We start from the raw sequence: 24,726 nt of genomic DNA on the forward strand, positions 1-24,726 counted from the left end.
TCAGTTTCCCTTCGCTGTTCCCGATCGCGATCGGGTGGATGCTGAATCTGGCAACGTTGCTGCGGTCGCCGGTGTCGTGTGAAGCCTTCGGCCGGTGACGCGGTACCACTGCGCGCACAGCAGCACGATCAGCACGAAGTCAACGACATCACCGCCGTAGAACATCAGCTGCGCGCCGCTGTGTGCTTCGGCGGTGGGCACGCCTGGCGGCGGATAGGCGTAGAGCAGTTTTGCCAGTACTCCGTGGGCGGCTAGCGACAGCACGAGCACGACAGATCGCAGGGCGAATCTCGCGCGGTGTGGAGAGGGATCTATTCCCACCAAAGACCCCGTGTAGAGGTACCCGGCGAACAGAAAGTGCAGCATCACCATCCAGTGCACCAGCATGACTTGCTGCATGAGTTCGTACATCGGAGTGAGGTAGAGCACCCACAGGGCCCCGACGTTCAGCAACGCAGCAACGACCGGGTCGGTCAGAACACGGGCGGGAGGGCTGCGCAGCAGCCGGCTCAACCGCCGCGCCGGCACGACGCTCATCGTGCGCAACGCCAGTGTCACCGGGGCAGCCCTTACGAGAAGCAGCGGCGCAACCATTCCCACGAGCAGGTGCGCCCCCATGTGGGCGGTGAAACTGTCATGCGCAGCTGAAGCGAGCGGGCCGACGAATCCCGTCGCGGCAACCGTCACACCCGTGATCCAGAAAGCGATGCGGTGCCACGGCCACCTCCGCCCGCGACGGCGATCGCCGAGAACGGCGACGACGTACACCGCGATGGCGAGCAGGAACGGTGCGCCGAGGATGAGCTCGACAGCGAAAGTGCCCGAGTCTGTCCCATGCTGGTGCAAGGTACTCCGATCGCTATGGGTGGTCATGACCACCGCTCGTGAGCTCGATGATGGCGGCATCGCGGGGTGCAGCGGACCGCGCTCGGAGAGGTGCGTGCGATCTGCTCTGCTCTGCTACGTCAGATCAGTCGGTGTCGTCGATGAGGTCGAGCAGCGATCGGAGCGCATCGCGGATCTCTGTGTGGTCATACTGTCCGGCCCGGCTCTCGGCCGAGATGACGCCGGATCTGTGCACCCGGTCGAAATCGCCGAACGGGAAGGTGTACGCCTGCTTGGTCTCGGCGTTCTCGCTCTTGTCGATCCCGAGATGCCAGTGCGAAAACTCGGTCCAGCCGTTCTCGTCGATGAAGGAGTTCTCGTCGTCTGCAGAGGGCGCTGCCTCCGACCAGTCGTCACGCTCGTCGCGCACCACCTTGCCGTCACGGAGGAGAGCGCGGGCGTGGCGCAGCGCGGGATTGTTCAATTCGATCACCATGTCGGCACAGTAGACAACAGCATGGCCGCAGCGAAGGGGGTTGACATCGCTCCTGCTGCGCGCGCGGTGCGAACTGCGGGCTAAGCGCACCGCGAGAGGTGTGGTCAGTCGACGGGTGGGGCGATCTCAACGCTCGCGAAGTACTCGTCCCATGATGTGTGGGGGCGACCGACGACGGCGGCGAAGTCGCTCGTGGTGTCGTTGGCGCCCTCGCGGATGCCCTGGTAGATGCCCGCGATGACGGGGCCGAAGAAGTCGCCGAGCTCGCTGGTTCTGTCGACGAGGTAGTCAGCGTCGCTCATCGGGCGGTATGTCAGCGTCACCCCTACGAGTGCCCCGATGTACTTGGCGAGTTCACTCTGGCTGAGCGTCGGGCCGTCGATGCCTTGCAGTGAGGTCGTCAGCTGCACACGATCGTCATAGTCGCCCGGGCGCACCTCGACTCCGAGGTGCTGGGCCTTCTCGGGTGTGCGCGCCAGCGCGACCACGTTGCTTGTTCCGACGCGTGCTACGACGGCCGAGACCACGGCGGATCCGAGCTGGCCGTTCGCGGTCGTGATGGCAATGGTCATGGGAATTCTCATTCGTTTTTCGGTACCGGATGCTGACACGAGTGCGCCGTCCTCCGGGTCAACAACACCGCGTGATGCGGCACTCCATGCGGATGCGCAGCGCGCGGTTGGGGTGCCCGGAGCCCGGGTATCACGGCACTTCGCTCGCACGCGCAGATCATCGGCTCGACCATGCACACGCCCGCGCATTTTGATTCCTTGATCGAGAGGGCACGGCAGTCTCAGATCGACCCGATCATCGCCGCCACCTACCCGTTGAGCCGTGTGGCAGGGGCCCAGTCGCAATTGGCGCGCAGAAGTCACCTCGGCAAGATCGTCTTGCACCCGTAGTCAGAGGAGCGGCGACTGCGGGCCGTGCTGCTGGCTACCGCGGGCTGTTGGAGGAGATATCCAATGACGCCACCTTTGCGCTGCGGTTGCGGCGGATCGCCTTTTCGATCTCGACGAATATCGGGACGATCAAAGCCAAGCCGAGGCAGACGAGCCACTCCCCGCCATCGAGCGCCGTTGTTCCGACGAAGCGCTGCATGAACTCGATCTCGACCGCTGCCACGGTGAGAACGACGGGAATCGAGAGCCACTTCACGGCGGTGAGGATCGGCGCGCCCAGACCCGATTCGGGGTCGCGACGCATGACCAGGCCGCTGAGGATCGCTCCGAAGGCGGCCACGACGAACGCCATAGTGACCGGGGTGCTCGGCTCGGTCGAACTCAGTTGCTCAGGGTAGATCAGCAACGGAACGAGAGTAACGGCGAACAAGACCGTGCCATATACGAGCCAAAGGGTCACAGCCGCACGATTGGCGATCGTCTTCTTCGGATCGCGCGGTGGCTTCTGCATGATCCCGTCGGGAGTGGGATCGAGCAAGATGGTGATCACCGGGAAGATCGTGACGAAGAAGTTCAGGAACAGCACCATGACGGGCGTGAGCGGCACGCCGTTGTTGATGTTGAAGATGCTGGCGACGAGGAAGAGCAGCACCAGCGAGAACAGCTGCGACATCTGGAACCGCACGTAGCTGACGATTTTGTCGTAGATCGCCCGGCCGAGCCGCACGGCGGTGACGAGCGTGCCGAAGTTGTCGTCGACGAGGATCATCTTTCCCGCCTGTTTCGTCACTTCGCTGCCCGACCCCATGGCCACACCGATGTCGGCCTGCTTGAGGGCTGCGGCGTCGTTGACCGCGTCGCCGGTCATCGCGACGACAGCGCCTTCCTCTTGCATGAGTCTGGCCAACCGCAACTTGTCTTCGGGTGTGACTCGGCCGAAGACGTGAAGGCGCGGCAGCGCCAGTTTCACCTCGTCGTCGGTCATTGCCTGCAGGTCTGCGCCGCTGAGGGCACCTTCGCCGAGCCCCAGCTTGCCGCCGATTGCAGAGGCTGTGATCGCGTGATCTCCCGTGATCATCCGCACTTCGATGCCTGCCTCACGCGCGATCCGCACTGCCTCTTTCGATGAGGGCCGCAGTGGGTCGATGATCCCGACGAGGCCGACGAAGGTCAGGTCGTTGATTGATGCCATCGGATCGTCGGGTATTTCGGCGCCTTCAGCAAAGCGTCGATAGGCGAAAGCGAGCACACGCAGTCCTTGCGTCGACAGCGCTTCGTTGGCTTCGATGACGGCCGCGCGCCCTTCATCGATCGGCACAATGCCAGATGCTGTCGCAACTGAGCCGCAGCGGTCGAGCACCACATCGGGGCCGCCTTTGACGAATGCCACGCTGCCGCCCGCGGTCTCACCCGGCACGCTGTGGAATGTCGCCATGAACTTGTACGCCGAATCGAATGGCACCTCGGCCAACCGCGGGTACGCTGCCCGCGACAGCTCGGCATCCGCCCCCAACTTCGCGGCAAGCACGACCAATGCCGCTTCGGTGGGATCGCCGACAACGACGCCGTCATCTGACACCGTCGCGTCGCTGCACAGCGCCAAGCCTGATGACAGCACCGAAAAGTCCTGGGTGTGGTCGCCCGTCGCACTGCGGATCTGACCAGACTTCTCGTAGCCGTTCCCTGAAACTGTGAACCACTGACCACGGAAGTACAGCGATTCCACCGTCATCTCGTTCATCGTGAGAGTGCCGGTCTTGTCGGAGTTGATGGCACTCGTGGCCCCGAGCGTTTCGACATCCGTGAGGTTCTTCACCACTGCCTGATGCTCGGCGAGTTGCCGGGCTCCGTAAGAAAGCATCGCCTGTACGAACGTGGGCATGCCGGTGGGGATCGCCGAGATCGCCATCGAGATGCCGAGCAGAACGACGGATGCCACTTCTTGGCCACGCATCAACCCAGTGATGATGATGACAGCGACCGCGCCCCAGGCGACCCACCCTAGGACTCCTGTCAGCGCATCGAGTTCGCGCTGCAACGGTGACTTCGCAGGTTTGACCGCGGACAGCATCGAGGCGATGCGACCCATCTGCGTGGCCATCCCCGTGTCGGTGACGACTACGCTCGCCGTGCCGCGCGTGATCTGTGTGTTCTGAAAGACCATGTTCACCCGGTCGCCCAGCGGGGTGGCTGCACTGTCGAGCGTCGCGGCGTCTTTGGGAATCGGTGCGCTCTCGCCGGTCAGCGCGGCCTCCTGTGCCTCGAGCGTCGCCGACTTCAGGATGCGCCCGTCAGCGGGCACAACGTCGCCTGCCTCGAGCGCGAGCAGGTCGCCGGGCACGAGCGCGGTTGCGTCCACCTGCATGAGGCTGCCATCGCGAATGACCCGCGCCTGCGGAATCTGCATGCGCGAGAGTGCATCAACCGATGCTTTCGCCTTCATCTCCTGACGAGTGCCCAGAACGACGTTCAGCGCGACGAGCGCCCCGACGAGAACACCCACGCTGACCTGATCGATCAAGAAGCTCACCACCGCGACGACAACCAGCATGATGTTCATCGGGTCAACGAGTTGTCGGAACGCCACCTGCCACACCGACGGCGCCGGTTCGGCGGCGATTGCGTTGGGGCCGTGTTCGCTCAGGCGTCGAGACGCCTCTGCGGTGGTCAACCCGCGTTCCCCGTCACCGCCAACCGCTGTGATCACCGTGGCGGGGTCTTCAGAATGCCAGATGGTCTCAGCAGCGGAGTCAGCCGTGGTCATTACTCGACGCTAGCCGAATTGGGTTCTCCCTGACAGTGTTTCGCGCCTCCCGTCTGGTGTGGCCGGTCGCAAGGCAAGTCATACGCACCTCGCTAGGTGGCTGCCACGGGCGCAAGTTCGGGCTGAGGGTAGCGGCGTGCTAGCTGGTCGGCGATAGCGTGAACGGCGAGCAGACCGAGTGCGAGCAGCCCGATACCCGCGAGAAACTGGAATCCGCGTTGTTCGGCGACGAAGGCGACGTCGTCGGGCGCCGCAGAGTAGAGCACGAGCGCGAAGGTATACAGACCGTACATCCGCCAGTACGTCTTTCGTTGCATCAGGGCCCCGAGGAATGCGAGCAGAGCAAGCGCCGTCAAGGCCCACGCGGGAAGGGCGACGCTGGCGACGAGCGCCGCAGCTGCCGCCCCGCACGCGGTGCCCACCGCCTTCTCGCGGATGCGTTCTCGACGACCCAACAGCAGATACATGACAAGTATGAGCACCGGTTCGGGCACCCAGTACGGTTCACTCCACCCCAAGGCGACGCCCAGGATCGCGGCAGCGCCCATCACGCCCCCGAACATGAGTGCGATGACCGCCGTCACCGGCCATGAGTAGTGGTCACCGTCGACTACGGGTGGCGCGCCAAACCGGCGAACGATGATGATGCCGTATCCGGCTCCGACGGCCACAACAGTTCCGAAGATGACGGCGTCGCTCGCGGACGAAGTGGGCGTGACGAGTGTCGCAGCGAAAGGTGCCATCAACATCACGGGGAACCAGCCGAATCGGAACCCCACACCCGAGAGCAGGCCGACTGCAGCCAACAGCACTGCCCACCACCACCCGTACGCGGTGTAGGCGCCCAAGCCCGCGACGATGCCGACGACGGGAGCGACGTAGGCCATCCTTCGGGTGCCGCCGAGTTTGGCGCCTAACGCGCCCCACAGCACTCCCGTGAAGAGGGCCGAGACGCCGAGTGCGCCGACCAGGGCGGCCGCCACCGCGGCGGGGATCACAGCCCCGACGACGATCATGCCGAGGAAATGGGCAACGCGTCGCACTGCTGGCATCGCTTCGCTGCGGGCATCGCTCGCTCCCGCGTTGCTCGACTCTTGCGGCTCCGCCATGCGATCACCACCCGCCCGACTCGAAAGCGCTTGCCATCACACCTCATCGTGGCACAGCACGAAGTCATCCGATTCTTTTGAAGACAACCATTGTTGGCTCAGTTGCATACTCGCGCTGGCGCGGAGCTCTGCGCGCTTGGATCCCAAACGCCGGCTGACATGGGACTTTTTTTCCCGCAATAAGACCTTTTGCTCCCGAGGTCAACCCTCTGAAGTGATCCGTTCATCGTGCCTAGCATCAGTGACGAGCCCCCTTATTTGAGCGGAAGAGGAGTCGCAAAATGGCTGAAAACCACGACGACATCGCAATCCCCGGTGCACCCGCATCAAAGCCCGCGGCAGTAGAAGAGCCCACCAGCCCGCGAGAGCCGTTGCCACCGAAACCAGATCAATCCTCGCCAGAGCCGCGCACTCCAACCGGCGCTCCACTCGATGCGAGCGCAACCGCGCTAGGACAACAGGGTGCGTACCTGACCACTGCCCAGGGTGCACGGCTGACCGACACCGACCACTCGCTCAAGGCCGGTCCGCGCGGACCGGTGCTGCTGCAGGACCACCATCTGCGTGAGAAGATCACCCACTTCGATCATGAGCGCATTCCGGAACGCGTGGTGCACGCACGCGGCGCGGCCGCACACGGTGAGTTCATCGCCAACGGCGCGGCAGAGTCGGTGACGAAAGCAGGGTTCTTGCGCGCCGGCGCCAAGACTCCAGTTTTCGTTAGATTCTCGACCGTGCTGGGTTCGCGCGGCTCGGCAGACACAGTTCGCGACACCCGCGGCTTCGCGACCAAGTTCTACACCGATGAAGGCGTCTACGACCTCGTCGGAAACAACATCCCGGTCTTCTTCATCCAAGATGCCATCAAGTTCCCCGACATCATTCATGCGGCCAAGCCTCATCCTGACCGCGAAATCCCGCAGGCGCAGTCCGCGCACGACACGTTCTGGGATTTCGTGTCGCTTCACACCGAGGCGCAAGCGCACACCATCTGGAACATGTCAGATCGTGGCATCCCTCGCTCCTATCGAATGATGCAGGGTTTCGGGGTTCACACATTCCGAATGATGAACGCCGACGGTGAGACCACGCTGGTCAAGTTCCACTGGCGGCCGAAGCTCGGCACCCACTCGCTGACGTGGGAAGAGGCGCAGATCGCGGCCGGCAAAGACCCGGACTTTCATCGGCGTGATCTCGCCGACGCTATCGAAGCAGGTGCGCACCCCCAGTGGGATCTTGCGCTTCAGGTGATGCCCGACACGCCCGACGAGACGTTCGAGGGCATTGATCTGCTCGATCCGACCAAGTTCGTGCCGGAAGAGATCGCCCCCTTGCAGGTGGTCGGCACCATGACGCTCACCGCGAACCCGACGAACTACTTCGCTGAGACAGAACAGGTCGCCTTTCACCCCGGACACCTCGTGCCGGGCATCGATGTCACCAACGACCCACTGCTGCAAGGCCGACTCTTCTCGTATATTGACACTCAGATCACGCGCTTGGGCGGCCCGAACTTCGCGCAGTTGCCGATCAACCGACCCCATGCTGACGTCAACGACATGCTCCGCGATGGGATGCATCAGAGTGCGGTTCATGCGGGCGTCGCGCCGTACAAACCGAACTCGCTCGATGGGGGTTGCCCGTTCCACGCGGGCGCAGACGAGGGAGCATTCATCGATGCGCCTGTCACCGTCTCGGAGTCGGTGAAGGAACGCGCGCAACCTCGCAGTTTCGACGATCACTTCTCGCAAGCACGCCTCTTCTATCGGTCCTTGACCGAGATAGAGCAGCAGCACGTCGCCGAGGCGTACTCGTTTGAACTCTCGAAGTGCTACGAGCAGGCGATCAAAGACCGACAACTCGCGGCGCTTGCAAACATCGATGAGCAACTCTGCTCGGACGTAGCCCGAGCGCTCGGCGCCACGCCTCCCTCGGCCACAATCGAGATTGCTGACGTCGCGCCCAGCCCAGCGCTGCGAATGGTTGGCGACACCTGGCCGACCGACGGACGGATCGTCGGTATCGTCGCGGATGATGACACCAGCGTCGATGTGCTGACGTCTGTGCGCGCAGCGTTGAATGAGGCGGGTGTGCTCCCGTTCGTCATCGCTCCCCACGGCGGCACTCTTTCCGGCATCCCGATCCAACGCACCGCGCAGACCGCCGCGAGCATCGAGTTCGATGCGCTGATCGCGCTCGCGCCGTCAGAAGACGCCCGAACTCTCCGACTGTTTGATGAAGCGCTTCGCCATGGCAAAGCGATCGGTGCGACAGAAGACGGGCTCGGACTGCTGAAAGAGGGCGGCTTCGACGAAGGCGGCGTGGGTGTGATCACTGGGGAGTCGAGTGCCGTCGTCGACGGCATTCTCGAACTGCTACCCGCTCACCGCGTATGGGAGCGCCTTGCCTGATCGCCCGTCATACAAGCAAAGGAAGAAGGATCACCATGGATCGAAACCACGCAGAAACCTCGCCGAGTCAAGGCACCGATGACACCGAAAAAGCCGGCGGCCTCGGAGCAGACGGAACCATTCCGGCCGAACCTGACGGAGTCGCCGCGGGCCACAACGGCGAAGCATCCACGTTCGAACCGGAAGAGGACGAACAAGCCTAGGCAACGTCGCTGTTGGGCAGCGAGTTCTCGTGACTTGCTGCCCAGCCGCGCGGAGCGAATCTGACAAGGAGGACTCATGAAAGCACTCACCTGGCAGGGGAAAAGAAAGGTCTCTGTTGAAGAGGTTCCTGACCCCACAATTCTGGAGCACACCGATGCGATCGTGAAGATCACATCTACCGCGATCTGCGGATCGGATCTGCACCTGTACGAGCTCTTCGGGCCCTTCATTGATGCAGGAGACGTGCTTGGGCACGAAGCGATGGGGGTGGTGGTCGAGGTCGGCGATGCCGTCACGGCTCTGAAGCCCGGTGACCGTGTCGTTGTCCCGTTCAACATCTCTTGCGGGCACTGTTTCATGTGCGAGAGAGGGCTCCAGTCGCAGTGCGAAACCACGCAGGTCACAGAATATGGCAGCGGCGCCTCACTGTTCGGATACACCAAGCTGTACGGTCAGGTGCCGGGAGGACAGGCCGAGTACCTGCGCGTTCCCCTGGCCGACTACAACCACATCAAGGTGGGTGAGGATCTACCCGATCAGCGGTTTCTGTTTCTCAGCGATATTCTTCCCACAGCGTGGCAGGGCGTGCAGTACGCGCGCGTGCCTGACGGCGGCACCCTCGCAGTGATGGGCCTCGGTCCGGTCGGCCAGTTCGCGGCTCGCGTTGGTGTGCACCTCGGCTATCGCGTGCTTGCCGTCGATCCGGTGCCCGAACGCCGCGAGATGGCGAGTCGCCATGGAGTGGAAGCGTTCGACCTCAGTGATGACGTAGTCGCGCAACTGCGTGACCTCACCGAGGGGCGAGGCGCAGATGGTGTGGTGGACGCAGTAGGCATGGAAGCGCACGGGAGTCCGGTCGTCAAAGCGACTCATGCCGTCATGGGCGCGCTACCGAGCGCAGCCGCGCGACCGATGATGGAGCACAGCGGCGTTGATCGACTGGCGGCCGTGTATTCGTCGATTGACGTGGTACGACGCGGAGGGACGGTGTCACTCAGCGGAGTGTATGCGGGCGAAGCCGACATCTTGCCGATGAAGACGCTTTTCGACAAGCAGATCAGCGTGCGCATGGGCCAATGCAACGTCAAGCGATGGATCGATGACCTTCTTCCTCTCGTCGAAGACTCTTCCGACCCGTTCGGCGTGATGGACCTCGTCACTCACGAAGTGCCGCTCGTCGATGCGGCCGCGATGTACGAGACCTTTCAGAAGAAGGAGGACGGCTGCATCAAGGTTGTTCTCAAACCCTGACTCAGCGGGGCATCAAGTTGGGAAGGGCGGTAGCGCCGAACTCGTGCTTCAAAGCGCTCAGCGCTGCGTGCCACCCCGCAAGGCCATGCATGCCCGGTCCGGGGCTGGCTGACGCTCCTGCAAGGTAGACGCCCGGCATCGGCGTGCGCCACGGATCGCTTGACAGGACCGGTCTCTGGAGCAGTTGCCGAACGCTGGGTTCGCCCGAGGAGATATCTCCGCCCACGTAGTTCGGATTGTGCGAGGCGACCTCTGTCGCAGTGCGCGAAGCTGTAGCAACGATCGTGTCGCGGAACCCGGGGGCGAACCGCTCGATCTGTTTGATCACCACCTCGGTGCGATCCACGTCGGATCCCGCAGGCACATGCGTGTACGCCCAGAGGGTGTGCATTCCTTCTGGCGTCCTCGTGGCGTCGAACACCGTGGGCTGCGACACGAGCACATAGGGGTTCTCACTCAGATGCCCGCGAACCACACCGTTTTCGGATGCTTGGATTTCTGTGCGCGTGCCCCCGACGTGGACTGTCCCGGCACCTCGCACGGTCGTGTTCGTCCAGGGCACTGGCTCAGAGAGCGCGAAATCGACTTTCGCGACAGCGTTTCCGTAGCGGAAGCGTTCCAGGCGGCGGCGGTACCGTGACGGCATGCGATCTCGCGCAAGCCTCAGCAGTGCGCGCGGGGTCACATCAAGCAATGTCGCGCGTGCGCGCGGCAGCTCATCGAGCGAAGTCACTTCGTGGTCGGTGACGACCACACCGCCATGAGCCTCGATGTCGGCAACCATCGCGTCGGCGATCCGCTGGCTTCCCCCGATCGGGATCGGCCAACCTCGCGCGTGCGCGTAGGCAGTCAACGCGAGACCCGCACTCGCCGCGGCCAGACTCGGCAACGGAAGCACGGTGTGCGCGGCGACGCCCGTCAGCAAGGCTGGTGCGCTTTCTTCATGAAAACGGGCGTTCCACAGCGGTGTTCCCTGCTCGAGCGCAGCCGCACCGAAATAGGCAGCCGCGCCGAGATATGGCGGAACTCGAATCAACGTTGACCCTGTGAGCTCGGCCACTTCACTGGCCCGAGCGGCGAGGGGACCGATGAGAGACGCATACGCCGCACCATCCCGTCCGAGTGTTTCCCGGGTGCGCTCGAGATCGCGAAACGCAATGCCAGCTTGCCCGCCATCCAACGGGTGCGCGAATGACACCTCGGGCACCGCAAACTCCACCCGATGGCGCAACCCGAATTCGCGGAAGAATCGCGATTCGAAAGCGAGTGGATGCACCGCAGAGCACACATCGTGGGTGAACCCAGGTCGGGTGAGTTCAGCGCTTGAGACGCCGCCACCGGGCGCTGTCGCGCGTTCGAACACCACCACCTTTAGCCCGGACCGGGCGAGGGTGACGGCGGCGGCAAGGCCGTTGGGGCCAGCTCCCACCACGACCGCGTCGACATCTGCGTACTTCGAGGTGTTCATGACGCCTCGCCGTTCGCTCGACGTCCTTCGGCAACGAAAGCCAAGCGGGTGATGGTCTCGGCGTTGCGCGCGTGCAACAGCAGATCGCGCATGAACCGGGGCAGCAAGCGGGTCGGGCCGCGCACGGCCTGTTCTTGGATGCGAACCATGCAGTGCTCGTCACCGATTGCTCGCACGTCGATCGTCACCTGCGCTTCGCCGAGCGGCCAGCCTCGAGCGCGCATCACCATTTGATGCGGAGGATTCCATTCGAGGCTCAGTGTGGTGTCGTTGATCAGCGCTGGCCAGACCCCAAAAGAGTGGTGAAGACGACCGCCTGGTTGTGGCCAATGTTCGTCGACTTCGCGCATTCTGGAAGCGCCGACGACCCACGTGGGGTACAGCCAGCCGTCACCCAGCGCCGCAAAGACATCATCGGGTGTGCAGGCGAAACGGCGCACGTTGCGTGACATTATGCTCCCTTGGTCGTGCGTTCGATCCTGCCGTCGAATTGCGGATTGGCGCAAAGGCTTGACGCGCCCGCGTGGGTTCGGTACTGCTCGCGTCTCTTGGCACCGTCGAAGCGCAGCGGATGCTCGCAGCAGTGCCCAGTTAGCACAGGCGCTTTTTGTCATCAACCCCCTGGGAGTGCGCTCGGCGCAGGCATAGATTTTGCGGATGCACGCCAACTGTGAGCGGATGCACGCCAACTGTGAAAGGAGACTTCATGACCGATTCGAGGAATGACCCGCACGGTCCGACGCAGTTGCCCGACGAACAGCCGATCGCGAATGCGACTGACTGGGGCAATCAGACGGCCTTGCGAACTGGAGCCACCTCGCGCTGGCTAGTCCCGGCAGCAGCGTTGGCAATAGTCGGGATCGTGCTCTACTGCTTTGCCTTCCAGATACAGGTTGTCTTGCCGATCGTCGGCATCGTCTTCGCGGCAACGATGTGGATCGTGATGTTCGCAGTGGCCAGGCGCGGCGGTGAAAACCCTCGTACCAACCGGTCCTTGGCTTGGCTGATGGGTGCAATGGCGGCCGGGATGCTGCTGATCGCCATCGGTCTTTACATCGTCGAGTCGACACGCTTGCCGTGGTCGTAGCGAGCAGCTGGTGTTCGTGCTTTCAACGAACAGACCATGCCTGCGGATGAGAATCGGCCGACACGCTGACGTGAGCGCGCACGACTATCGCGTGGCGATGTCCACTACCTGAGGTGAGTCGTCCGACACATCGTCAGGGGGCTCCTCGACGTTCTCTGCGACGAGAAGGATCCCGCCGGAAGAGTTCGCGGATAGCGAGAGCTTGTCGATCCACTCTCGACTCAGGTCTTCAGGTTCGGGGTTGTCGAACACGAATCTCATCGGAATCGAAGAGTGCAACCAAATCGTGCTGCGACCCCGCGGTTGATCCTCCGGGTGGGGCCAAGAAACAGTGAAGCTCTCGTCGCGGCGTAGCTTGGTGGCGATGACGACTTTCAGATGGGCGAGCGTGCGGTCATCGATGTGAATTGGCGTCGCTGAACCGCCATAGTAGATGGTTCCCATGGCTGTCATAGTACTCGCCAGGGTTTGTTGGTGACCGTTCGGTCATCACCCGCGGCATGAGGCTATGCAGAATCGACTGGTCCTGGGGTCGCATCTTCGTCGCGAGCCGGGCCGGTAGGCGTCGTCGTGATTTCGGTGAGAAGTTGAATCGCCACGCGCGCGGCCTGTTCTATGACCTCTTCGGGATTGCCCGACAGATTTAGCCGCCGGTAGCCCGAAGAGGTGGATGTCGACCACCCGAGGTACACCGTGCCAGGAGCATGTCCGTCCTGAGGATCAGGTCCGCCGATACCTGTCGTAGAGACAGCGACGTCAGCGGCGAGCATGCGCCGAACATTCTGAGCCAGAGTAACCGCGCACTCGCTGCTACAGGGGTCGACACCGGCAGGCAGGCCCAGCAGAGCCTGCTTCACGCTCGTCTGATAGGCAATGACGGCGCCACGAAACCACACCGAGGCGCTCTTGCCCGCCCCTATTCTGGTGGCCAGCAGGCCGCTCGTCAGTGATTCAGCTGCGGCGACCGTCAGCCCCGCTTCGCGGGCGGCATCGGCGAGAAGTTCGACGTCAGTCGTGTCGGCGTTCGTGATAGCTCCTTGGGTTCTCATTTACTCTGCAGAAAGATTCGTGTTGAACGCAGTCGTTGTCAAGGGGATGCTTCGCTCTTTCGCCGCGGTGGTAAGGCGTTCTAGCCGCTGTGTCAACCCGAGCGCGTCGTTTCGCCATGACTCGTATCCTCGCTGCATGGCGACATCATCGAGAGAGGGCGACCAGAGTACGCACGCGAGCGCGGAGGAAGACAGCGCGGTGGGCGAAGACACGCACACCTGGGCTCGTCTCGACGCGTGGTGGCGTGCGGCGAACTATCTCAGCGTGGGGCAGATCTATCTGCTCGACAACCCGTTGCTGCGCGAGCCGCTTCGGCGTGAGCACATCAAGCCGCGTCTGCTCGGGCACTTCGGCACAGTTCCCGGACTCAACCTCGCCTACGCGCACCTGAATCGGACCATCCGCGAGCGCGACGTCGATTGCCTCTACATTGCCGGGCCGGGCCACGGCGGTCCCGGAATGGTCGCCAACGCCTGGCTTGATGGCACCTATACCGAGCTTTTCCCCACGGTCACGAGCGATCTGGTCGGCATGCAGCGGCTGTTCCGACAGTTCTCGTTCCCCGGCGGCATCCCATCGCACGCGGCCCCCGAGACTCCCGGCTCTATCCACGAAGGCGGCGAACTCGGATACTCGCTCAGTCATGCCTACGGGGCTGCCTTCGACAATCCCGACCTGGTCGTCGCGTGTGTCGTCGGCGACGGTGAAGCTGAGACGGGCCCACTCGCTACCGCATGGCACTCGAACAAGTTTCTCGATCCCGTGACAGACGGCACCGTGCTGCCGATTCTGCATCTCAACGGGTGGAAGATCGCGAACCCGACGGTTCTTGCGCGAATTCCTGAGCATGAGCTTCTCGAACTGATGCGCGGCTACGGCCACGACCCCCTGCTCGTTTCTTTTGAAGCGTCGGATGCTTCAGACGACGTTCACCGCACTATGGCCGCCGTCATGGATACGGCTTTCGATCGCATCGCACAAATTCGGCGTGCAGCCGCAGAGGGCGATTCGCAACGACCTCGATGGCCAATGATTATTCTGCGTTCGCCGAAAGGCTGGACCGGTCCAGAACAATCGGGCGGGCTCGCTGTTGAAGGCACCTGGCGCTCACATCAGGTGCCGCTGAATGATCCCCGGGGCGACGAGCGCCAGCTTGAGCAGCTCGAGGACTGGCTGCGCAGCTATCGCCCCGACGAATTGTTTGAAAGCGGTGGTGCACCGCGCCCAGAAACTGTTGCGCTCGCTCCGGCGGGCGAGAAGCGCATGAGCGCGTCACCGCACGCCAATGGAGGATTTCTGCGCACACCGCTCGACCTCCCCGACTTCCGCGAGTTTGCTGAGCGTGTCACGTCTCCTGGGGCCGACACGGCTCAGGCCACCGGGGTGCTGGGGGAGATGCTCGCCGAGGTGATTCGACGCAACCCGCAGAACTTTAGAATCTTCGGTCCGGATGAAACTGCATCCAACAAACTCGCCCCGGCCGTGTATGAGGCGACGGAGAAACAGTGGAATGCCGAGGTTTCGCCACTCGATGAGCATCTGGCACGCGCCGGTCGGGTGATGGAGGTGCTCAGCGAGCATCAGTGCCAGGGGTGGCTGGAGGGCTACCTGCTCACCGGCCGCCACGGCGTCTTCACCTCGTACGAAGCGTTCATTCACATCGTCGATTCGATGTTCAATCAGCACGCGAAGTGGCTTGAAGCTGCCAGTGAAGTCTCGTGGCGACGCGACATCTCAAGCTTGAACTATCTGCTCTCGAGCCACGTGTGGCGACAAGATCACAATGGTTTCTCGCATCAAGATCCCGGGTTTCTCGATGTCGTCGTCAACAAGAGTTCTGACGTCGTGCGCGTCTATCTGCCCTTTGACACGAACACCCTGCTCTCAACTTACGACCACTGCCTTCGCTCTACCGGCTACGTCAATGTCGTGGTCGCGGGCAAACAAGACGCTCCCCAATGGCTGTCGATGGATGAAGCGATTGAGCATTGCGCAAATGGTCTCGGTGAGCTGGCATGGGCGAGCAACGTGCCCGACGGGGAAGAGCCTGATGTCGTGGTGGCCGCAGCCGGCGACGTTCCCACCATGGAGATGCTCGCAGCGGTGTCAGTGCTTCATGAGGAGCTGCCTGACCTTCGCATTCGCGTGGTCAATGTTGTCGACCTCATGAGGCTGCAAAGCGAGGGAGAACACCCGCACGGCATGCCCGACGACGAATTCGACGCGCTCTTCACTCGAGATCGGCCCATCGTGTTCGCGTTTCATGGATACCCCTGGCTCATCCACAGGCTGGCCTACCGGCGTTTTGGACACCCAAACCTTCACGTTCGCGGGTTCAAGGAGCGAGGCACAACCACCACACCATTCGACATGGTGATGCTCAACGATCTGGACAGGTTCCAGCTTGCGATCGACGTCATTGATCGCGTGCCTGGACTTGGTGACGCTGGTAGCCAGCTTCGTCAAGATCTCGAGAATCGTCGCCGGGACGCGCGGTCCTATGCGCGCGAGTTCGGCGAAGACCCGTCCGAGATTCAGAAGTGGGTGTGGCCAGCGGACGCCTAAGCTAGCGCTTGCTCGACAGCACGCGCGCGGACTCGCGTTGAGCGTCGGTGTTGATCACTCCCGCGCGTGAGCCCTTCAACTTCGCCGTGATGTGCTCGCCCACGGTGACTGGTGCATACAAGGCAGGGTGCTCATCGTCGATGCACGACGGCAAAACGTCGATTACGGCGTCGAGATCGCCGTCATGGAAGAACGCGGCGCTGCGACGGCGTTCGATCGTTCCGTTGATGATCGGAGGCTTGACTCGGTGCAGGGTCGACATCCATCGCTCGTTCGTCAGGCGCGCGGTGACATCGCCAAGGTTCACGAGGAAGGCACCGTCGTCGGGCTCGACATCGTTCCAGCCGCCGTCCTGCCCAAGAACCTGTAGTCCGCGCACTTGGTCTGCCCACAGCACCGTGACTATTCCGAAGTCGGTGTGCTCGCCCATCCCAGTGAGATCACCGTCGAGAGCAATGTCTGTGCCCGGGGGGAGGGCGTAGTTGTTCATCCGGAGGATGTCGAGCGAGTGTCCGGTGCGCTCCGCGAAGAAGTTCTCTTCAAGGCCGAGCGCGTGCCCAAAAATAGTGGTGAGTGTTCGCGCGACGCGCGCGGCCTCGGCGAAATACGCGGTCACTGACTCTTCGAACCCAGGAACGTTGGGCCAGACATTGTCGGCGTATTCGATTTCAGGAAGGCCCGGGCTGGCGGGATAGTCGGCGGCGGTCGCTCCGACGTTGAACGCTTCGAAGAAGTCATTCATCCGGTTCGCGGACTCCACACCCAGCGACAGGCTGAGCGCTTCCGACTTCGGTGGCGAATAGCCACGGTTTATCGAAGGCGGTGTGCGGTAGGTCTTTTTCTCCTCAAGGTCGAGGGCGAAGAAGTTGTCCATGGCCGCCACGAATGCCGATGTGATCGATTCCGGTACGCGGTGACCGACGATTTGAATGAAACCGACGCTGCGGCACGCGCTGTCGATCTGGCGGGCTACTTCGGCGCGTTGCTCGGCGGTTCCCTCAGTAACGTAAGCCGAAATGTCGACGCGTGGAACAGAGAATGTCATGGCGCTCTCTTTCGATAGGGCCGCCCAACGCGACCGCGAATAGGCCGCTTCACGCTTTCCTGACCCGAGTGGGTGTTGCTTCTATGAGCGGGAGTTGATTGTAAACACGTCGCTGTTACACGCGGGTTTCAGCGCCTGGCTCAACGACTGGTTGCGCTGGAGCGCGAGGCGGGGTGCTGTTCGAATTGCTTGCTAAAGGTCGGTCGCAATGATCGCCCCGACAACTTCGGCGAGGTCCGCGCCGATGATGTCGGGCTGCGGGCCGATGGGGCTGGGGACCACTCCGCCGCGAGCGATAAACGCGGCTTTCGCTCCGACTTCGAGCGCTCCCGTAATGTCCCACGAGTGTGCCGCGACGAGGCGTACCTCGCTGATATCGACGCCAAACCGCTCCGCGACGGCAAGATACGGCTCCGGCGCGGGCTTGAGAGCACGAACGGCATCAGCCGACATCGCATCGTCGAAGAACTCTCGAATGCCGGAATTGGCGAGTTGCAAATCAGCGACCTCGCCCGTCGAGTTGGTAAGTGCCACGAGCTTGAGCCCGGTTTTGCGCAGCTGGTCGAGGGCAGCGGGAACCTCGGGATGAGGGGGAAGCGAGGTCATGCGGTCGACCATCTCGATCACGTCGGCCTCTGATATCGCCACGCCAGCGCGCTCGGCCACCATGGCTAACGCCCCGCGCTGGGCGGTGCGGAAGTCAACGTACTGCGACGTCAACCCACCCACGAACGAAAGCTGGAGCATTTGCGAGAACCATTGACCGCGCAATGCTGCTGAACCGAGCAGTTGCTCGAACGCCGGATCAAGCGCGCGTAGGTCAAGCAGCGTCTCGTTTACGTCGAATGCGATGACCTTAGTCATGATCTTCTCCTAGCGTGCGTCTCGTGATGATCGTATTCGCTGTTCAACGGTTGGTGAACCCGCAAGGAATCGATCCACGATCGGGCGCCTGTGCCAGCGACGATATGCGAGCCAGAGCGTCGCGCCGAGATCGGCGGCAAGGGGGATGCAACGCACTCCGGCGCGACTGATCGAGCTGTTGCTCTCAGCTTGGAGTGTGATCCCGATCCCGGCTGCGACGAGCGCCAACTGCGACTCGAGAGACGTGCCATAGCCGGTGATGCGCGGAGTAAAGCCTGCCCGTTGGCACCCAGAGATGACGAGATCGTAATAGGACGGGCCGTGGTAGCGCGGCCAGAGAATGAAGTCTTCCTTTGCCAATTCGTGAAGACGGACAAACTCTCGACTTGCGAGTGAATGTGTCTCAGGCAGGTACACCACGAACTGTTCGTCCAACAGTCTGCGAGACGCGACGAGTTGTTCATTGCTTATAGCGCGAACAACCCCGAGGTCTAACGAACCGGCGAGAATCTCTCGCTCCAAAGTGGCGCTGTTGGAGTGATGATGCAGTTCTACGACGAGCCCATGAACGGTCGCGCGGAAGCTTGAGATCATCTCGGGCAGCGGGCCGTTCGCCCCCGCCCCTAGCGAGCCGACGACCAAGTGGGAGTTGATTCCCAGCGGTGCATCACGCACTATCTCTTCAGCGCGTAGCGCCTCAGAGAGCGTGCGACGGCAACCTTCTAAGAACAACTCTCCGACGGGGGAGAGGCCTACTTCGCGGCTCGTGCGCACGACAAGTTCGGCCCCCATCTCGGATTCGAGCTTTGATAACAATTGGCTTAGCGCGGGCTGTGAAATACCGAGGGACTCGGCGGCTCTACCGAAGTGCAGGTTGTCGGCGAGCGCCACAAAGGCGCGCATCTGGCGAAGGTCCATAAGTAAAGTTTATCGAATTAGAAGTCGAGTGGGATTGATCTATCGGTTGGGATTAGGCAACCTACTGGAGACAAAGATTGTCGCCAACAACTTGGCAGGCGCGATGACGCTCGCTGCGAGAGGACTGATCCTGATGCCCAACGGTGCAGACCAGCCGAGCGTGCGCAGGCCTAACGTTGTCTTGATCTTCATGGATGACCAAGCCTTCCGCACGATCGGATCGCTCAACAATCCGGAAATCCACACGCCGAATCTTGACAGCCTCGTCAGCCGGGGCACCACCTTCTCGCACGCGTTCAATCAGGGCTCGTGGGTACCCGCGGTATGCGTGGCATCGCGGGCCATGCTGATCACAGGCATGAGCCTGTTCCACGCTCATGATCGGCTTGAAGAGTCTTCGCTGCTCGGTCAGCATCTCGGGCAATGCGGCTACCGAACGTTCTTCACGGGCAAATGGCACAACGGTCAGAGTTCACTCGATCGCAGCTACGGCCAAGTGGGCCCCTGGGCCGGTGGCATCAACGCGGACGGATTCAGCCCAGAAAACCCTGCGTATAGAAGGCCGTCAGAGGGCAACTCGTGGCGACCCGACGACAGCAGTCAAGGACGCCATTGGATGCAGGCCGACGGAGAGATCGTGCACAGCAGTGAACTGTGGACGAACGCCGCTGTCGACTTTATCGAGCGTGCGGCAACGCAAGACCAGCCATTCTTCTTGCACTTGGCCTATCACGCTCCTCACGATCCGCGGCAGACTCACCCGGAGTTCCTTGGCCTGTACCCCGTCGACGACGTCGAAGTGCCGCCAAACTTTCAGCCGCAGCATCCGTTTGATCAAGGCGACGCGCTAATTCGGGACGAACAACTCGCGCCCTTCCCACGCACCGAAGAGGCAGTAAGACTGCATCGCAGTGAGTACTACGCGATCCTCACTCACGCCGATCAGCAGATCGGCCGCGTCCTCGAAGAGGTGGATGCGCGTGGGCTAACAGACGACACCATCATTGTGTTTTCAAGCGACCACGGGCTTGCGGTGGGCGAGCACGGGCTGATGGGCAAACAGAATCAATACGATCATTCCGTCAGGGTGCCGCTCATCTTTGCAGGTGCTGGCGTTTCATCTGGCGAGACCATCGATGCTCTCGTGTATCAGAGCAGCATTTTTTCGACGGTCTGCGACTTGCTGGGAGTTCCCGCGCCGCAGTCGGTGGAGTTCCCGTCGCTGCTGCCGCTCATGAACGGCGAGGCAGACTCGGTCTACACAACGATTTTCGGTGCGTACCGACACCTTCAGCGAATGGTGCGCACGCGCTCGCACAAGCTCATCGCCTACCCAGAGCAGTCCCGATTCCAGCTATTCGACCTGTCAGCTGACCCGTGGGAAACCGACGACCTCAGTAACGACTTTGCGCAGGCCCCATTGATCGACGAGCTACGCCGTGAGATTGAACGCTGGCAGCTCAGCATCGACGACGAACTCGACATCACACCCGCATTTTCCGGCCACGACGGGCGCACTTCGGCGGTGACCGAACGTGTCTAGACCAAATGTGGTTGTGATCATGGCCGACCAGCTCAAGGCAACGGCGTTGCCTCAATATGGCAACCCCGACGTGCTCACGCCGTCGCTTGATCGGCTGGCTGATCGAGCAGTTCGGTATGACCTGGCTTTCACACCACATCCCCTCTGCACGCCATCTCGAGTGTCGCTGTGGACAGGGGCGTATCCGCACAATCACGGGGTGCGGACGAACGAGCTGACGGCGCCGGTTGACAGAGACAACTATCTGCGCGCGTTCCACCGTGCTGGCTACAGCCTCGCACTGCTCGGCAAGAATCACTGCTTCGGCGCAGACGACCTTGGGCTGTTCGACGTGTACAAAGACTTCAGCCACACCGGACGCACGGACGGCGGCGACGAACGGGATAGGAGATTCCTGCGTTGGATGGCTGACGCCGACTATTCGCAGCTCTGGGAAACGCGGACAGCTCCGCTCGCTGCAGAAGACTGCCCAGCAGCGCGCGTGACCGAAGAATCATGCAGATTCATCGAGTCCGCGGTCGAGCCGTTCTTGCTTTGGATGTCGTTGCCTGAACCCCATGAGCCTTATCACGCCCCTGAACCATTCGCCTCGATGTACGACCCGGATGAGGTTCAGCTTCCCGACTGGACGGGAACAGAAGGAATCGACGAACCGGTACGTCAACGGCTTTATCGCGAGTTGTGTGGCTTCGCTGATATCGACGACCGCTCGCTGCGCGAGGCAGTTGCCATGTACTACGCCATGATCAGCTTCGTTGATTCCTGTGTGGGCCGCGTTCTCGACGCGCTCGAGCGTTTCGATCGCCACCGTGACACCATCGTCGTCTTCGTTTCGGATCACGGTGACTTCGGCGGTGAGCGGGGGCTGATGGTCAAATGTAATTCTCTCGTCGACGCGCTCACTCGGATTCCTTTGCTTGTCAGTGTTCCAGGCGCTGCCGGTGCCGGAACTGTCGTGAACGACCCCGTAAGCCTGATCGACGTCATGCCGACGCTGGCGCACCTGGCCGGAGTGGAAGCGATCGAGCAGAGTAGGGGTCGAAACCTGCCAGGCCTTGAGCTTGCAACGCAGCCGCGGAGCGCGGTCTTCGCCGAGTACGGAGCCGGCGCCACACCGATGAGCTACAGCGCTGGTGTTGAGGCGGCAGGTGCGATGCCTGCGACCCTTCGCCCTCTATTGCGCGCGGCAGAGGCAGAAGGTCGCCCAAAGATGGTGCGCACGAGCCGGTGGAAGTACATCTACGACCCACTGGATCCGGTTGACGAGTTGTTCGACCTGGCAGCGGACCCGCATGAGTTGCGCAATCTGGCTGCCGATCCCGACTTCTCGCACATCGTCGCTGACATGCGGCGACTGCTCCTCGATTGGTCGATCAACACAGAAGATGCATTCCCGGTACCGCTGTACTTTGACGCCTCTGACCTGGCACCGACCAGCGACGCACACTTTGCGCCATTTGGAGCGTGAATCTGCGATGAAAAACAACATGAACACTGAACTCTTGACCACGACTAATCGCCCCCAGAGTGAGGACGCCCCTATGGCTGATACCCCGGATGCAGGACAAATCACCTTCGCCCAGGACCCGCAATCACAGGGGAACCCCGCTCTGCGTTGGTTCCGCGAAGCCCGGTTCGGAATGTTCGTGCACTGGGGGTTGTACGCGATCCCCGCCGGGTACTGGAACGGAAAGCCCACCCCGCACATGGGGGAGTGGATCATGCACGACTTGAAGATTCCCGCCGAGGAATACAAGCAGCTTGCGGCGTCTTTTGACCCGCGCGAATTCGATGCCAACCAGCTCGTAGATCTGGCTGTTCGCGCCGGGCAACGCTATCTGGTTCTCACCGCGAAACATCATGACGGTTTCTGCCTGTGGGACACCGAGCTGACGACTTTCAGCTCAGCGGTGGATGCGCCTCTCGGGCGCGACATAGTCGGCGAGATCTCGCAGGCGTGCCGTGATCGGGGCATCAAGTTCGGTCTCTATTACTCACAGACGCAGGACTGGACGCATCCGGATGCCGCAGGCAACGACTGGGACTTCGATCCTGAAACACAAGATTTCGAAGGCTATCTGCAGGGCTACGTGAAGCCGCAGTTGACGGAGCTGCTCACTGGCTACGGTGAGATCGCGCTTATCTGGTTCGACACGCCCCAAGGGATCACCGCAGAGCAGAGTCGCGATCTCGTCGAGCACGTGCACATGCTCCAGCCTTATTGTCTCGTCAACGGACGCGTCGGCAATGGGCTGGGTGACTACGGGCAGACGCGAGACAACGAGATGCCCGATGAGCCGGCGGGTGACTGGGAAACTCCGATCACTGGCAACGGGACGTGGGGGTTCACCGACAACACCGAGTGGAAGAGCGCGCACGAGATCTCTGTCACGATCGCCAAGGCCGTCTCTCGAGGTGGAAACGTCCTTCTGAACGTGGGGCCCGATAGTCGCGGTGCCGTGCCTTCGGCGCAGGTTGTCGAACTTGAGGCGATCGGAGATTGGCTGCAGCGTTGCGGCGCGTCAATCTATGGCACTCATCGCGGTCCATTCCGTGCGCTCGATTGGGGGTGGAGCACTGCTTCGAGCGATCACGTTTATCTGCTTGTAGAGAATTGGCCCGCCCATGGGGAGTTGGTGTTGCCGGCGAATGTCTCGGTCGAATCTGCCCGGCTACTGACAGATGCAGGCGGCACATCGCTAGAGGTGCGTGGCGCTCAGGGCGGCGCCGTTGTTGACCTGAACGGTGTCGAAGCCGATGCAGTTCTGTCAGTGATCGAGCTCACGGGTGCCCGAGAGGTAGCACCGCTATGAGTCGCCCAAACATCCTGCAGATTGTGGCCGATGACCTCGGCTTCGGAGACATTGGGTGCTTCAACTTCGGAATGACCGAGACTCCTGGCCTAGACAGCCTGTATCGGGACGGCATCGAACTGAGCCAGCACTATTCGGCATCGCCGGTGTGCGCTCCCGCTCGGGCCGCACTGCTCACTGGGCGTTACTCGCACCGCACGGGCGCCATCGACACTCTTGATGGTCGCGGGTTGGACCGGATAGCAACAGAAGAGGACACCCTCGCGGACTGTCTTGGTGCCTCGGGATATGCCACGGGCCTCATCGGAAAGTGGCACAGTGGAGCACTGGCTGAGGAGTACCACCCCACCAGTCGTGGGTTTAGCGAATTCGTTGGATTCCAGGGCGGCTGGATGGACTACTGGGACTGGACCATCCAGAAGAATGGAACCACGGCACGCGCCGACGGGCGTTATCTGACCGATGTATGGACCGATGAAGCTGTCGATTTTCTTCAGGCGCACAGCGATGAACCGTTCTATCTGCACCTGGCCTATAACGCACCTCACGCGCCTTTCCAGGCTCCAGAAGGCAGCGAGCAAAAGCACCTCGATCGCGGAAACAACCCTGCTGTCGCCGTGCTGTACGCCATGGTCGAAGCGATGGATGCTGGAATCGTTCGCGTTCTCGCGGAGCTGGATCGGCTCGGACTTCGCGACAACACGCTGGTGATGTTCACTAGCGACAATGGCCCGCAAATGCGGGGACATGGACCGCAGGCGACCGACCGTTTCAACTGCGGATTCCGAGGGTCGAAGGGGCATACCTACGAGGGCGGGATTCGCGTGCCGGGCATCATTCGTTGGCCCGACGGGTTCGAAGGCGGGCGCCGCGTCGACGAAATGGTGCACTTCACCGACTGGTATCCCACGATCCTGGCGGCTACGGAAGCTTCGACAGTGAATGCGAGCCTCTTTCGCGACGGCGAGAACATGCTGCCCGTCTTGCGCGGTGACGCCGGGTCCGTGCCTGAGCAGCGTTTCTGGCAATGGAATCGCTATCGCCCCCTCGGAGTGTGCAACGCAGCGATGCGTGACGGCCACTGGAAGCTTGTGCTACCTGAAATTGCGTCAGCCATGCATGTCACGCCGGACGATCTTGAAATGGATCGTGCTCTCAGATACGAGCCCGAGCGGTTCTCTCATATTCTTACCGACGCTTTGCCGCCAGTGCCACGCGTACTGCCTGGTGAGGTGCGGCCAGAGCTTTACAACCTCGCGGTCGATCCGCTGGAGCTCAACGATCTCGCTGAGCAAGAGCCACAGCGAGTGCTAGCAATGCGCGCGCAACTCGAAGCCTGGTTCAACGAAGTCAATCGGCCGGAGGTTGAAGCGATTTTCATGACGACATAACAGAGGGCCCCACTATTTCT

21 protein-coding genes are annotated in these 24,726 nt (G+C 62.0%); 9 read left to right on the forward strand and 12 right to left on the reverse strand.

Annotated elements, in window-relative coordinates; translation table 11 throughout:
* The 5 genes from WDU96_RS03705 to WDU96_RS03725 all read right to left on the reverse strand — a co-directional run bounded on the left by WDU96_RS03705 (position 1) and on the right by WDU96_RS03725 (position 6,096).
* Complete coding sequence (locus WDU96_RS03705) at positions 1–873, reverse strand: cytochrome c oxidase assembly protein (RefSeq protein WP_337337135.1); 873 nt, start codon at positions 871–873, stop codon at positions 1–3.
* Between the two features lie 97 nt (positions 874–970).
* Positions 971–1,321: a hypothetical protein gene (locus WDU96_RS03710; protein WP_337337136.1), complete on the reverse strand. Its 351-nt coding sequence runs from the start codon at positions 1,319–1,321 to the stop codon at positions 971–973.
* A 104-nt stretch (positions 1,322–1,425) separates the two neighbouring features.
* A complete protein-coding gene (locus WDU96_RS03715; RefSeq protein ID WP_337337137.1) occupies positions 1,426–1,893 on the reverse strand; it encodes a Rossmann-fold NAD(P)-binding domain-containing protein in 468 nt (155 codons plus the stop codon).
* Positions 1,894–2,257: 364 nt separating this feature from the next.
* The gene (locus WDU96_RS03720) at positions 2,258–4,987 is read right to left on the reverse strand and encodes a cation-translocating P-type ATPase (protein ID WP_337337138.1); all 2,730 of its coding nucleotides are present in this window, start codon (positions 4,985–4,987) and stop codon (positions 2,258–2,260) included.
* A 92-nt stretch (positions 4,988–5,079) separates the two neighbouring features.
* Positions 5,080–6,096 (reverse strand): FUSC family protein, encoded by a 1,017-nt coding sequence (locus WDU96_RS03725; protein WP_337337139.1) that lies wholly within the window; start codon positions 6,094–6,096, stop codon positions 5,080–5,082.
* A gap of 281 nt (positions 6,097–6,377) precedes the next feature.
* Here WDU96_RS03725 and WDU96_RS03730 point away from each other — a divergent pair, with 281 nt between their 5' ends.
* From WDU96_RS03730 to WDU96_RS03740, 3 genes are all read left to right on the forward strand, one after another.
* Positions 6,378–8,507 carry a catalase gene (locus WDU96_RS03730; protein ID WP_337337140.1) on the forward strand — a complete coding sequence of 710 codons (2,130 nt, stop codon included), beginning with the start codon at positions 6,378–6,380 and terminating at the stop codon, positions 8,505–8,507.
* Between the two features lie 35 nt (positions 8,508–8,542).
* Complete coding sequence (locus WDU96_RS03735; RefSeq protein WP_337337141.1) at positions 8,543–8,710, forward strand: hypothetical protein; 168 nt, start codon at positions 8,543–8,545, stop codon at positions 8,708–8,710.
* 76 nt (positions 8,711–8,786) lie between these two features.
* Entirely contained in the window at positions 8,787–9,962 is a 1,176-nt protein-coding gene (locus WDU96_RS03740; RefSeq protein ID WP_337337142.1) for a zinc-dependent alcohol dehydrogenase, read from the forward strand.
* A 1-nt stretch (position 9,963) separates the two neighbouring features.
* Here WDU96_RS03740 and WDU96_RS03745 read toward each other — a convergent pair whose 3' ends face one another.
* The gene (locus tag WDU96_RS03745; RefSeq protein ID WP_337337143.1) at positions 9,964–11,430 is read right to left on the reverse strand and encodes a phytoene desaturase family protein; all 1,467 of its coding nucleotides are present in this window, start codon (positions 11,428–11,430) and stop codon (positions 9,964–9,966) included.
* The gene (locus WDU96_RS03750; protein WP_337337144.1) at positions 11,427–11,882 is read right to left on the reverse strand and encodes an SRPBCC family protein; all 456 of its coding nucleotides are present in this window, start codon (positions 11,880–11,882) and stop codon (positions 11,427–11,429) included. Before WDU96_RS03750 ends, WDU96_RS03745 begins: the two co-directional genes overlap by 4 nt.
* A gap of 254 nt (positions 11,883–12,136) precedes the next feature.
* Here WDU96_RS03750 and WDU96_RS03755 point away from each other — a divergent pair, with 254 nt between their 5' ends.
* Positions 12,137–12,517, forward strand: coding sequence for a hypothetical protein (locus WDU96_RS03755; RefSeq protein ID WP_337337145.1), 381 nt, complete (start codon positions 12,137–12,139; stop codon positions 12,515–12,517).
* An 84-nt stretch (positions 12,518–12,601) separates the two neighbouring features.
* On the opposite strand, the gene WDU96_RS03760 is transcribed toward WDU96_RS03755, so the two are convergent.
* Positions 12,602–12,961, reverse strand: coding sequence for a DUF7882 family protein (locus WDU96_RS03760; RefSeq protein WP_337337146.1), 360 nt, complete (start codon positions 12,959–12,961; stop codon positions 12,602–12,604).
* Positions 12,962–13,023: 62 nt separating this feature from the next.
* On the reverse strand, positions 13,024–13,566 hold the full coding sequence (locus WDU96_RS03765) for a CinA family protein (protein ID WP_337337147.1): 543 nt from the start codon (positions 13,564–13,566) through the stop codon (positions 13,024–13,026).
* A 136-nt stretch (positions 13,567–13,702) separates the two neighbouring features.
* On the opposite strand from WDU96_RS03765, the gene WDU96_RS03770 reads away from it, so the two are divergent.
* Entirely contained in the window at positions 13,703–16,132 is a 2,430-nt protein-coding gene (locus WDU96_RS03770; protein WP_337337148.1) for a phosphoketolase family protein, read from the forward strand.
* 1 nt (position 16,133) lies between these two features.
* Here WDU96_RS03770 and WDU96_RS03775 read toward each other — a convergent pair whose 3' ends face one another.
* From WDU96_RS03775 to WDU96_RS03785, 3 genes are all read right to left on the reverse strand, one after another.
* Complete coding sequence (locus tag WDU96_RS03775) at positions 16,134–17,177, reverse strand: isopenicillin N synthase family dioxygenase (RefSeq protein ID WP_337337149.1); 1,044 nt, start codon at positions 17,175–17,177, stop codon at positions 16,134–16,136.
* A 192-nt stretch (positions 17,178–17,369) separates the two neighbouring features.
* Complete coding sequence (locus WDU96_RS03780) at positions 17,370–18,041, reverse strand: haloacid dehalogenase type II (RefSeq protein ID WP_337337150.1); 672 nt, start codon at positions 18,039–18,041, stop codon at positions 17,370–17,372.
* 9 nt (positions 18,042–18,050) lie between these two features.
* Complete coding sequence (locus WDU96_RS03785; protein WP_337337151.1) at positions 18,051–18,959, reverse strand: LysR substrate-binding domain-containing protein; 909 nt, start codon at positions 18,957–18,959, stop codon at positions 18,051–18,053.
* A 103-nt stretch (positions 18,960–19,062) separates the two neighbouring features.
* Between WDU96_RS03785 and WDU96_RS03790 the strand changes: the two genes are divergently transcribed.
* From WDU96_RS03790 to WDU96_RS03805, 4 genes are all read left to right on the forward strand, one after another.
* Positions 19,063–20,502, forward strand: a complete 1,440-nt coding sequence (locus tag WDU96_RS03790) for a sulfatase family protein (protein ID WP_337337152.1) — start codon at positions 19,063–19,065, stop codon at positions 20,500–20,502.
* 13 nt (positions 20,503–20,515) lie between these two features.
* Positions 20,516–21,970, forward strand: a complete 1,455-nt coding sequence (locus WDU96_RS03795) for a sulfatase-like hydrolase/transferase (protein ID WP_337337644.1) — start codon at positions 20,516–20,518, stop codon at positions 21,968–21,970.
* A 73-nt stretch (positions 21,971–22,043) separates the two neighbouring features.
* Positions 22,044–23,315 carry an alpha-L-fucosidase gene (locus WDU96_RS03800; RefSeq protein ID WP_337337153.1) on the forward strand — a complete coding sequence of 424 codons (1,272 nt, stop codon included), beginning with the start codon at positions 22,044–22,046 and terminating at the stop codon, positions 23,313–23,315.
* Positions 23,312–24,706: a sulfatase-like hydrolase/transferase gene (locus WDU96_RS03805; protein WP_337337154.1), complete on the forward strand. Its 1,395-nt coding sequence runs from the start codon at positions 23,312–23,314 to the stop codon at positions 24,704–24,706. Before WDU96_RS03800 ends, WDU96_RS03805 begins: the two co-directional genes overlap by 4 nt.
* Positions 24,707–24,726: the final 20 nt, after the last annotated feature.

This window comes from Microbacterium marmarense (genome assembly GCF_037204165.1).
In the GTDB taxonomy this organism is placed as follows: domain Bacteria; phylum Actinomycetota; class Actinomycetes; order Actinomycetales; family Microbacteriaceae; genus Microbacterium; species Microbacterium marmarense.